Source organism: Prosthecobacter sp. SYSU 5D2 (genome assembly GCF_039655865.1).
Classification (GTDB): domain Bacteria; phylum Verrucomicrobiota; class Verrucomicrobiia; order Verrucomicrobiales; family Verrucomicrobiaceae; genus Prosthecobacter.
In genome coordinates, this window is record NZ_JBBYXL010000008.1 from 255,807 (window position 1) to 268,154 (window position 12,348).

3 protein-coding genes are annotated in these 12,348 nt (G+C 62.5%); all 3 read right to left on the reverse strand.

The features are described 5' to 3' along the window. Positions 1–72: 72 nt before the first annotated feature. From WJU23_RS15640 to WJU23_RS15650, 3 genes are read right to left on the reverse strand one after another with little or no spacing between them, the layout of a single operon-like run. Positions 73–3,504: a hypothetical protein gene (locus WJU23_RS15640; RefSeq protein WP_346333536.1), complete on the reverse strand. Its 3,432-nt coding sequence runs from the start codon at positions 3,502–3,504 to the stop codon at positions 73–75. Continuing rightward, positions 3,501–6,788: a hypothetical protein gene (locus tag WJU23_RS15645; protein WP_346333537.1), complete on the reverse strand. Its 3,288-nt coding sequence runs from the start codon at positions 6,786–6,788 to the stop codon at positions 3,501–3,503. The genes WJU23_RS15640 and WJU23_RS15645 overlap by 4 nt, the downstream gene beginning before the upstream one ends. A gap of 31 nt (positions 6,789–6,819) precedes the next feature. Further along, positions 6,820–12,345: a hypothetical protein gene (locus WJU23_RS15650; RefSeq protein ID WP_346333538.1), complete on the reverse strand. Its 5,526-nt coding sequence runs from the start codon at positions 12,343–12,345 to the stop codon at positions 6,820–6,822. Positions 12,346–12,348 lie beyond the last annotated feature (3 nt).

A 12,348-nucleotide genomic window follows, 5' to 3' on the forward strand; every position in this document is an offset into this window, starting at 1 on the left:
TGCCGAATTCCAGCCCAATGCAAAGCGGGTTTCAGCACGTTGTTTGCAAATTCCTCACCTTTCAACTGTGGCTCACGGCAGTCTCACGCCGACGCGGTAGAAGACGCGCCCGGCCCCCGTGGCGGGCACAACAGCCTGGTATTGATCCCCGCCGAGGTGGTGAAAAGTGGCGGCACGGGGGCTGAATCCCACCATGTCGGTGGTCTCCTGAACAACGAATTCAAAGGCATCGCCAAAGCTGCTGGACCATTGGAAATCAATGACAAAACTGCCATCCCCTTCCCTCCGCTGCGCCACGCCGCCAAAGCTAAAGGTGCCGGGAGCGCCTGTGGGCACGCTGCTGGCATCGGTGGGGTCTGTGCCTGCCAAAAACTGTTGCAAAAGGCTGTAGCCACTGCCATCCGGCGATGAAAACGCGTCCTGCCCGGTGCTGCCAAAATAGAGCAGCTCCCATTCATCGGAGAGCAGGTTGCCGTCGGTATCCGTCACGCTCGCCAGCGGAATGGTGGTCAGGGTCAGGGAAAACACCTCCAGCGGATGTCCTCCGGTCTCCGGTGGCAGATCATCGTAAGCGATGATGCTAAACTGGCTGCCAGGGATCTGCCGGAAGTGCCCGGGCATTTCAAAAGGCTGCCCGCGCTTATCCCGCAGTACATAGGTCAATGCGCCGGAAAGGGATTCCGCATAGGTCTGCCCGTCGGCAGGGGCATTCTCCGGGATTTTCAGGGTCAGCCTCACATACGGCCGCACTGGGGCTTCGTGACGCAGAGGGTAGATGAGCTGATAAAGCTCAAATAGCTCCTCCTGCTTCAAGCTGATGCGGGATACATACTCGGCATCCAGGGAAATGAAGCGGATGAACTGGCGCAGCGCATCGAGCGGCGGTTTCAGCCCTCCGGGCACTTCGTCATGCTGCATGCTGCTGATCTGGTAAATTTCCCGCGCGAGCTGCTTCAAAAGCTCAATGGTGGGATCATTTTTCGTATTCCTCACCACGGATTCATAATGCGCCAGCAGCTCGCGCAATTTCACCGCATCGGAGAATTGCGGATCGCCCACCCCCTGTTCCAGGCTCAAAAGCTGCGCGCTGCTGACCGTGCCCGGTTGAAAAGGGTCCCGCCCCTCATGCTCACGGAAGGGCGTCAGGCTGAAATCCGTAGAGCCGCCGATTCCGCGAAATTGCAGCAGCTCCCCCACCCGTGCCTCCAGCAGCAGGAAGGCCAGTGTTTCATCCACGCCGATGGATTTGATCAGCACCGCAGGTCCCACCGCTGCATAAGCCGCCTGGGCTGCCTGGATCCAGGACGCCGTCCGGTCCGCCTGGCTGCCAACCCCGTATTCAAAGGGTATCTCCACAGGCACGGCATCCGGCACGGCCACCAGGCCCACCAGCTCCCGGCCGCGCCGCTGCTCCCCTTCATCGCTGCGGAGTTGATAATGCAGCGGCGTGCTCACCACCAGCAGCCGCTGTTGCGCCTCTACCGGCTGGCACGGAAAGGCGGCGAAGGGCTCATCGGCCGGTTTGGACACGCGGCCCTCCCCCAGCAGTGCGCCGTCCACCTCGTGGCATTCCACAGGCAGCCCGATCCGGGCGAAAACTTCACTGTTGGCAGGGCCATCCCAGGGCCTCGGCTGGATGGCCAGATTCACCTTGTCCGTCGTCTCCGGACGGCTTTCGTCCCCTTCAGGAAACTGGCCCTTAAGACTGGGGGAGGTCCCTGCCAGCAGCTCGTCCAGATCACTGAAACCATCCCCGTCCGTATCCGCACCGCCATCAGGGTCCAGCTCGAGCTCCAGCTCCACAAAATCCGGCACTCCATCCCCGTCCGTATCCTGTTTTTCCGGCGCTTGGGAAAAGCTGAACGTCGCCTGCGTCACCGGGGTGCGTTTTCCGTCAGCCATCAGGGCATAGGCTTCCACGACGCTGTTTTGATAGAGGTAAAAAGGATTGCTGTAGAGCGTAAACGTGCCGGATGCGGACCTCCGGTAATAAATTCCCTGAACCTGCCCCGCCGCCACCAGGCTGACCTGAACGGCTTCTTTGAAAAGCCCGCCCGCCGGCTGCACCGTCACCCCGGCGGAGAGATCCCCCAGCACGCGGGGGGAGGCATTCAGCCGCGCCAGCGAGATGTCATCCCGATACTGGTTGGCCAGCCCTGCCACCGCGCCACTGGGCACCGGGGTAAATTCCCGGGTGAACCGGCTGCCGAGGCCCAAAATGCTGCTGACAAAGGACTCCCCGTCCGCACGCGGAGTCGCGCCAAAGATCATTGCCGAAGACCAGTCCCCCACACTCCATTGCCCCACCAGACGGGCATTCTCATTCAGGAACGGCGTGGCGCTGAAAAAGAACACATTCCCAAACGCCGCCTGGCCGCCGCCCAGCTTCGGCAGGCTGCCGCCGGAATGCGGGACGTATCTGCCATCCCCATTTTTAGAAAACAGCCGGTGCGCCGTGGGCCGTCCATCTGCATCCAGGCCCGTCAGCAGGGCAAAGGAACCATCCGCCAGCGCCACCGCCGACTGTGCCGCACCGGGCTCGCCACTCAGATCCAGGCTGTCCGCCAGGGTGAAGCCCCCGGCCTGCGTGTAGTCATACACCGCCGCCGTGCCATCGGCGAAAATCATCATCACCTGGTCCGTCTCTTCCCCTGGCAGCCGCAGCATCTGGGCGATCTCCCGGCCAGCATCAAAGCCGGAAGCGGTAAAGTCCTTCTCCGTCGGCAGCACCCGCAGCACCTCGATGCCCGCTTTTCCCGGCTGATAAAAAAGGAAATCGCTCTGCTCCGAATCGAAGTGCCCATACAGCATCCGGCAGCCAGCAGGCAGGCCTGTGGCCGTCACCGGCTCCGCGAATTCGTTCCCATTCAGGACCGCCACACGCAGGGACGCCGTGAAACCATTCTCCACATAGGCCAGCCGGGTCTCCCCTGCCCGGGCCAGCCGCACCGGATTCCAGCCTTGAAGCTGACCGCCCTGCATCGTGCTGTTCCCTGCTGTGGTAAATTCACCGCCTCCGCCATTCGTCATCACCCGCAGCCGCACCGTCTGCTCCCCGTCGAACTGGGCCGCCAGCAGCAGATTTTCTTCCGCTCCGCCGCCTCCATTCGGGGCAATGAAGCGCGTGCCAGCCACCGGATACTCCGTTTGATAGGGCAGCATATCCTCCGCCACCGCCGACATCACCTGCACTCGGTTGGCCAAGGGCGAGGTCAGCGCCAGGGTATCCCGCGTATTCTTCTGCAGCCGCCCCACCGCCATCCCGGTCACGCCCGGAATGCCCGATGCCAGCGGTGCGCGAAACGCCAGGCTGCCATCCGCCTGGCGGATGCCGATCGTCACCACGCCGGTCACCCGGTCCACGATCACCGCATCCGCATCGCCATCTCCGTCCACATCAGCGGAGGCTGTCAGCAGGCTGTCGGTTTCATGAACAAACTCCGCCCCGGCGGCCAGGCCGGTCACACAGGCAAACAACAGAACTGGGAAGAGACGCTTCTTCATGGGATTTGAACAGTGTTGGTGGACAGTACCTCTTCGATTTCACCATTTTTGGCGAAGCGGACCAGCAGGTAGGCATAGGAGGCACCCGCGATCACTGGCTGGCGGTCGAGCAGAAAAATCTCGCCATGGATGCCGCCCACGATGCCGCTGCTCTTCACGCAGATGAACGGATCATGGACCACCGTGATGTTTTCCCCGCCAGCCGTGGTTTTAATATGGGCAATGAGGTCCAGCATCGGGGAAACCTGGCTGGTATCCCCGGAGATGATGGCATTGGCCACGGCGGACGTGACCTGGATGCGGTAGAGCACACAGGGCAGCAGCTCATTGCCCAGCTCCCCATCCACCACCGGTGCCCTCCGATGGTAAAGCAGGGTCTTCGGGTCCAGGTGAGACTTCAGCGAATACTGAGGCAGGTCGTTCGCCCCCATGGCACCCACTTTGATCAGCGCACTGTTGGCCCCAAAGTAGTCAAACTCCCCGATGCGCACGCCCACGCCCTCCCAGTCGTCATTACCTACCAGGTTTTCCAGATACACCGCCTCCACGCGAGGGTGAAAAGCCATCGCTTGCGCCGCCGGTGGCAGCGCACGTGCCGGCCAGGGCACATTCTCCCCAGGAGTCACCTCCGAAGCGGACCATTGAAAAATCTCCATGTTGGAAAAGTTCCCCGTCACACGTCCGCCCGAATACGTCCCCCGGTCCACCGCCCGCACAAAGGCGTAATACTGCGTATTCAGCCCCACCGGGATGTCTACATAATAGACGGCCCCGTCCTGCTGGGTCGGCAGACCGCCCACGAGACCCGTTTGATAAATGCCGAAGTCCTGCCCCGGTGACGCCCCATTTCGAGTGGGACGTGTCTGGCTCAGATTTTCGCTGAGCAGGCTGCCCGTCCAGGCCGCCATCGGTGCCCCCTGCTGCCGGGCGATCCACAGCTCAAACCGCTCGATCCCGTAGGGAGAGCAGGTCCACTTCAGCCGCACCTTGTTGCCATTCAGGTATTCCGGCGGCAGCATCATCGGCACCGGCATGGACCTCGCCGAGCTGGTCCGCACCGTCGGCCCCACCCGCGTCAGTGGGCTGGGATTGCCATCTTCATCAAAGGTCTGCGCATAGTAATTCGTATCCGCATTGCCGATAGGCAGGTCCATGTCGCACCACTCCACCAGCGTGCCGGACTGCTCCAGCTCCTGCACGGAGACCAGCGTCATCGGCCCGCCATCCACCTGGCGGTAGATTTTCAGTTCGGCAGAGCCAGGCGCAGAAACGATGCCCATGCACAGTGCCGCCACCTCATCCGTGCCCGGCACCTCCCGCAGGTGCGTGCTGCCGCAAGCACCGCCCACCGGCACCGTCTGCGTGACCAGATCCGCCGTGAAGATGATTTGATAGCGCTGGTTCAGGGCCTTCGCAGGCGGGTTGATGTTCGCCTGAGCCCACGCGCTCACCCGGCCGCCTTTCAGCGCCGCGCGGCAGTACAATGTTCCCGGCCAGCTCTCCCGGCTCAACAGCAGGGAGGCCAGTTGGGACTCCGCCCCCCGCTCACCAAAATACACCCGGCCCACCGGAGCGGCGATGATCACCGGGCTGGAATCAAAGCGGAACTCCGCCCAGTCAAACGTCTCCGCATGGGGCGTATCGCACATCAGGGCAAAGTGAAAGGCATTATCTTGCAGCCCTGCCTCCGTCTGGAGCGAGCCGGAGGTGTATTGCACCACCGGATCATGGCACTGGATGTTAAGCTGGGTCAGCGGTGCCGCCGGGCCCTGCGGATCCCGCAGCGTGCCGCGGGAGGGCGCACTGTGCGGTGAGAAGTTGCTGCCGCAGGCTCCCGTATCCAGCGCCCGCACTGTGTAGATAAATGGCATCCCGGAGACATCCGGCTGGCCTTGCAGCGGCGGAAAACGCGGCGCACCCGGCGTGGTATCCACGAAGTCGTAGGTACTCTTCACCGGATCAAAAGCCAAAACGGCAATGCGGTTTGTCAGCGGTGTATGCGCTTTGTTCTGCATCTCCTCCAGGCTGGTCCAGCGGTATAAATGGTATTCCTTAATGCTGCTGTCCGCATCCGTCGTCGCCGGCCAGCTCACCTTAAACTGCTGGATGTCCTGCCCTCCCACATATGTGACCTCAGGTGTCACCTGTGCCCGGTTTGGAGCCACCGGAGACATCCGGTCACAGATCGTCGTCAGCCGTCCTGGGGAGACCTGGCCATCCCGGCCCAGGATGTCCAGCGCCGTCACGAAGTAATAAAACTGCGCACCATTGGCCAGCGGCTCACCGCCGGTATCGAAGCGGTCATTGTCATCCGTGAAGAAATAAGTCGTGCTGTCGTCTGGATTATCCGCCCCATTCGCCCCGGCTCCGGTGTCCAGTTGCTGCTCAGGATAGATGGGCGCTGAATTCACCTGCCGCACCCTGTCCGGGGCCGTGAAGGCCGCCGTCAGCAGCACCTGAGCAGCAGGCGGTGTATTCTGCCACTTGCGGGCGGCATTCTCCGCATACTCCCGGTCCACCCGGTAGATGCGGAAGCCGGAATGCTTCAGCGCCAGCTCACGCAGCGGATTCGGCGTACCCCAGCGCAGGTGCACGGACAGGTGGCCCTCCTTCACCCGCTCATCCGGCAGCACCATCACATACGGCTGGCCGGGGGCGGGCAGGCTCACGCCGGCCGCCGTATTCACTGTCACCCGGCCCAGCACGCGCATGTCCTGCGCCGCCGCCACATCGTATTCCCGCAGCTCATACTTGTATTCCCCCGGCCCCGGCAGCCGGTCCGGCAGCGCCTGCCCCAGCGCCATGGCCACCAGCGGATGGCTGCGCGCCACAAAGGCCAGCGAGCTGCGCTGCTCCGCATTTCCCCGCGTCCCCCGCACCACGGCGGAAAGCCGCGCCGCTACAGACAGGGAGGGGTCCGGCACCAGGTCCTGGAAAATGAGCCGCAGGCTGTTGCTCAGCGCCTCCACATCCTGGCCCAGCTTGACCGCCCGGGGAACCATGCCCTGGATAGTCCGCTCATCCCCATGATCCCGCGTCACGGAAAGCCGCTGAAAATTGCCAAAGGCCGAGTCCCGCCGATACAGCGCAAAGCTGCGCCCCTCTGCCAGGCTGTCCTCAGACGACTGCCACAGCAGGTAGGCCCAGTGCTCCCCCTCCACCTGCACCGTCGTGCCCACGGTGGAGATAAACCCCACCTCATCCGGCACCTCTGACTGCGCCGACAGCCTGTGGGGCAGCGTCAGCAGCAGCCCCAGAGCGAAAGTAAAAAGAACAGACTTCATGTTAGGAAAAAAGTTAAAAGGGCCGCCTCAATCAGTAGTCCGCATCCCAGGAGCCACCCTGGTAGGTGAAGCGCACCGTTTTGCTGAACCGTTTGCAGAAGGGGCAGGCCCCCACCTTGCCCTTGATGCGGCCCTGGCCGGAGAACCGGAAATCCTCCCCGCGCTTCAGGCCGATGAGGTCCACATCCCCGCGCACACTGATCACGCACAGCGCCTCGCCACTGGCGCTCATCTTCATCTGCCCGCCCCAGGTCGGCCCCTCTGCTGCATAAAAGACACCCGCGCCCACCCCGGCGGAAAGATTCAGCAGACAGCCAAAGTCCACAATGGGAATGCGCCCCGCACCAAACACATAACCACCCGTGAAACCGCCCGTGCCCAGCAGGTCGCCTAACTGGGGATTGAGAAACAGAATCGGGTCCGTATTGAAGGCACGCCCGATGAAAAACGCCCCTTCGAGCGAGGTGCTGGAAAGCCGCACGCCCCCGGCCAGGCCCACATAGTTTTCCCCCGCCACCAGGGTATTCCCTGCGGCCACCGCCAGGCCCACCTTCATCGTGCCTTTCACATTGGTGATCTCCGCGCCGCCGAAGCCCATGGTGCCCACCGTTTCAAAACTGCCGCCGATGCTGATCGGCACAGGAATGGCATCCGGGATGTAAAAGCCCACATCCACCTCCACATTCGCGCGCACCCCAGGGCTCAGCCATTCCAGCGCCACATCCCGCGCGCCCACCGTCAGTTCACAGGCGGAAACAGGTTCCGGCGCACCCTCAATGCTGCTGGCCGGCCCCACGCTGTCCTGCTGCTGGATGCGCACAAAGCCGTCGAAACGCATCGGGTTGTCATCCGGGATGCCCATCTGTAGCAGGGCATCCAGCCGCAGTTCACGGATGGCATCTTCCTGGATGTGGACATGGCCCGTCACCCGGCCCGTTTTCAGGATCTTGCCCATCGCGCTGGTATGTTCATTGATCGTATCATCCAGGCCGGAAAGCGCCCCCGCCAGCGCCCGCCGGATGATCTGGTTCACCTCCTCAAAGGCCGCATCCACCGCCTCGCGGTAGGCCAGGTTCACCACCTGCAGCCGCACCTTTACCGCCTCCTGCACGCCCCGGATGGCCGGCGTCTCCATCAGCCGCGTCATCAGTTCCCGCCGCACCCGGTCGCGGATGTCATCCTGCAGCCGGTCCAGGTAGGCATTCATCGCCGCCTCCGTCGGGATCGTGCTCGCCGCCTCGTCCAGCACCTCATCCAGATACGCCTGCACCGCATCCGCCACGGCATTCAGCAGGATACCCTGCAAATCAATGTCGAGCTGCGCTTGCAGATCCGTCAGGTGATTGAGAAAAGAACGATCCTGTGCATTGATGTCGAGCTGCGCACGGAGCTTGGCAATCGCCTCCTGGATCTGGCCAAACGAGCCCTGAATCTGCGACAGCGCCCCTTCCGCATCACTGATGAAACTGAACCTCGGCGCACTGGCAATCAGCCCGGCATACTGCGGCGCCAGATCCCCCACCAGGTTCTGCACCAGATTGTCCAGCACGACGCGGTTTCCGAATGCATTGCGACCCAGAATACCGGCATCCGGCAGCGGATTATCCATATCCCCGGCATCCCCGGCAAAGGCGTAAAAGGAGTTCTCGATACCGCCCAGCCGCAGATCCATGACCGGCACCAGCCCCTCCGGCGCTTCGGCATGCCCCACCAGCGACTGGAGCTGGATGTCCAGCGGCACCATCGGCACCAAGGCCGCCTGCTGCACACCACCGCCGCCCGCCCCACCGGCAGCCGCCGCCCCCATGCCACCACCGCCGCCCGCCCCACCGGCAGCCGCCGCCCCCATGCCACCACCACCGCCGCCACTGGGCCGCAGATACGCATCCACCACCGCTTTCACCGCCAGGCGCACATCACCCTGGGTATTGATCGCATCGCCCGCAGCCGTTTTGACATTCGCAAAAAATGTATTCAGTCCCGGCTCAATGACGCCATCCACCGCCTCCCCCACCAGCCCGTCAATCCGGTCGGCCAGCAGGTCCGCAAAACCGTCCACGCCACCTTCAATACCCGCCAGCACCTCATCCCCGGCAGCCTCCACAATGCTGTTGGCCACGCCCACATTCTCATCCACCAGATTCGTCAGCGCATTGCTGATGCTGATGCGCGGCAGCCCGTTGTATTCCACACCAAAGGAGATCTCCGCCTGCTTCGCGCTCAGGTAGTCCACCCGGTGCCTGGCCTCCAGCACCATCAGATCCAAACTTTCCGCCTGCGGAGACCTGAAGGTCCGCCGCGCACTGCTCCACTGCAGCGGGTAGTCAAAATCAACCAGCCCCAGCCACAACTGCCGTGCACGCACCCGATGCGCTGCGCTGCTGCGGTAGGCCGTCGGACTGCCGCCTGTGAAGCCATCATGCGCCGCCTCAAAGCCCGGCTCATCAAACATCTGCCCCCAGCCGCCCATCATGTGCAGCGTCGCCAGCGGCTCAGCCGGATTCGCACTCGTATGCGCATGCACCCGCAGGTCTTCAAAGAAAGGCACATCCATCTTCCCCACCAGATTCCAGAAACCCGTGCGCTCATCACCCGGCGGGCGCGTATCCGCCGCCTCATGGTTCAGGTACGCCATCTTCGTGGGCGTAAAGGTGTACATCTCCGCTGGTGCATTCTCATTCAGTTTCGGGCCTTCCACCTGCATGCGTGCGGGCAGCGGCAGCTCTGACGTGATGCCCATCAGATTATCCGCCGGGCGGATGATCTGCCCGTCCGTGTCGAATCCCACATTGCCGATCAAAGGCTGGGCCACATTCTTCGCCGACAGGCGCATGGCCACCAGCAGCTTGCCCCCGGTCAGATCGCAGATGCCGGCCCTTTTAAACTCAAAACCCAGCGCCTGGAACGGAGCATTCCAATACAGCAGCTCCTGGCTTTCCGCGCCCTCGGAGATCCCGCCGATGGTCGGCGCGCCCAGGCAGTTAAATTCAAGATTGTCAAAAGCCAGCGTAAAGTCCGCAGGCTGCGGCACCAGCAGGGAGCCGTCCGTACGCGATGGTCCGCCCTCATTGCTCCGCCAGCTCAGGCCAAAGGTATCAAACATCACCGGATAGCCCAGCAGCATACCGGTGGCAGAGTCCAGTCCGTCCAGAGCCTGCTGCACACCGCTGACACCACTGTAGCGCAGATAGAATTTCGAATTCTCCGACAGCACATACGCATCGCTCAGGTTGCCGCCAAGACGGCTGCGGAACAAACGGCCCGCATCCGGCACGGTGGCCCGTAAGTTGATGCCCGCATAGTCGCCCGCACCCGTCTCGTAGGCAGGCGTTTTGGGCGGCTCCGTCTGCGTCAGATCGGCCGGATTCACCCCGCGCAGGAGGATGAGCCCCGGTGCCTCGCCCGAGGAGAAGGCCAGCAGGTTGCTCTTTAAAAAATGCCCGCTCATCAGGAAATGCCCGCGCGAGAATTGAAACAGCGCCTCATGCGCAGGCGGTGCCGCATCATTGAGCACCCCCCAGCTTATCTTGTGCGAGTCCACCGTATTCCCCACGCCATGCAGCCCGCCGTCCAAAGTGAAAAACAACCGGCTGTTATCCAGAGTGAGTTCATAATCTCGAAAGCTCTCCCCTCCCCCCGGACACGTACCCACCACGTCATCACAGTGCCGGCCATACCGCACGGACACCGCATTCACCCCTTCCAGCACACTGGTGGCCGGGTTCAAAAGATCCGCATTCACCTCCAGGTTACTGGTCGTCCAGGACACATTCGTCCCCTGGGGAAAATGCGATGTAAAAGAGCGCCCAGCCACCAGCGTGAACGTGGCATACAGCTCCGCCGCGCCCAGCGGCGTCACGCCCAGGTAAGGCGTTGCATTCACCGTCGCCACCTCATTCCAGTAGCCGTCGTTACTGGGCTTGACTTTCATCTCATTGGTTAGGCCGGACACCGCCGCCAGCGCATCCATCAGCGGTTTACGCACCGCATGCACCCCCGTCGCCGCCAGGGTGAACCGCGCCAGCGACGGATTCCAGGTGATGCTCGCCGCCTCGATCTTCACCGGCTTGGACTCCTCGCTGACAAAGAACTTCGGTTCACCCGAAAAGGTAACCGTCCCGGTTGGTTGCAAGCTCTGGTCCAGGTTCACATTGGCCTGCGGGCCCAGGCGATTGCTCAACCGGTTCCCGTTCAGCGTTGTGCCATACCCGCTGCCGGTGGGCATCCAGGTGCTGACGCTACCGCTTAGTCCGGCCTGGCTCAGCATCAGCCCGCTACGCTGAAACTGCACCGCATTCATCACCGCGATGTCCACCCCAGGACCGTTTACCGCGATAGCCCCACCCAGATAATCCGCCAGTCCCCCCGGCTTCAAAATCACCGTCAGATTGCCGCCGGTGCCAAAGCTATAGGCCGCATTCCCTTGCAGATTCCCGCCATCCACCGCCACAGGTACATTGAAACGCGGGTCCGTCGTATTCACCGTCGTGATGCCCCCGTTCAGCGCGCTGAACTGCGTGGTGATGGCACCAAAAGCCAGGTTGCCATTGAAGTGGTAAAACCTTCCAGCCAGCGTCTGCGATGCATTCCCCGTCACAAAGGCCTGGCCTGATGTCTCCTCATGACTGACCTCCAGCCGCACATAATACTCCTCCTCAAAGTCCAGCCACCCCGCCGGGTCTAACCGCAGGTCTAACAAATTCAAATCCGAGCTGGCGACAGAAGTGGGCACCTTGATGCCGTCTTGCACCACCCAGGGGCTGATGGAAACCGAGGAACTCTTTTCCACAAAGTTCACCGCATTCCCTTCCACATCCCGCACCTGCACAATCGCATCATCCGAAGCGCGCCGCAGCTCCATCTTCAGCTTCACCGCAATGTTCGTGGCCGGATTGACCACGCTGTCCCAGGCATCATACCGCCGCAGGCGGAAGGAGCCCGCCGCATGCACGTATTCAGCCCCGGTCACCGTATCCACCAGATACCGCCGCACCGCCAGCGTGGAGCCGGTCATCTCGGCGATGACATTCCGCGCCACATCCCCCGGGCTGGTGCTGGGATAATGGTAATACGTCCGCCCCGTCGCCTCCGTACTGCTCGTCTGCGGCAGCCAGATGAAGTCAAACGGCGGCGGAGAACCTGTCGCCTCGCGTCGCGACACCTCCATCTTCATCCGCGTGCGCTCATACGGACTGATCCGCTCAGCAAACGCGGTGATGTCCGTCGTATCCGCCACCGTCGCCCCCGCCACCAATGTACCCAATGCCTTATAAGCATCCGCCACCGTCTCCCCTGTCTGGTTCAGCAACTGATAGCGCAGCCGATAAGTGCCAGCGGAAGGAAAAGTCACATTGCTGGAGCAGCGCACATAATGGCGGTTCGTCTCCGCCACCCCATCCACCGCATCCGCCGCGATGAGGTGGGTAGAGCTTGCCTCCGCCCCCCGGTCCACAACCGCCCGGCTGTTGATCGTCTGCGCCTTTAATGCCGGTGCCAGGCCCAGGACCAGCAGCCACAGCAGAACCCAGCGGGGAGATAGAGAAGAGGAGACAGTCATGGG

What these genes read in the sequence shown, in the direction of transcription:
- WJU23_RS15645 (WP_346333537.1), bottom strand. Translation starts at nt 6,788, where the DNA reads ATGAAGTCTGTTCTTTTTACTTTCGCTCTGGGGCTGCTGCTGACGCTG.
- WJU23_RS15640 (WP_346333536.1), bottom strand. Translation starts at nt 3,504, where the DNA reads ATGAAGAAGCGTCTCTTCCCAGTTCTGTTGTTTGCCTGTGTGACCGGC.
- WJU23_RS15650 (WP_346333538.1), bottom strand. Translation starts at nt 12,345, where the DNA reads ATGACTGTCTCCTCTTCTCTATCTCCCCGCTGGGTTCTGCTGTGGCTG.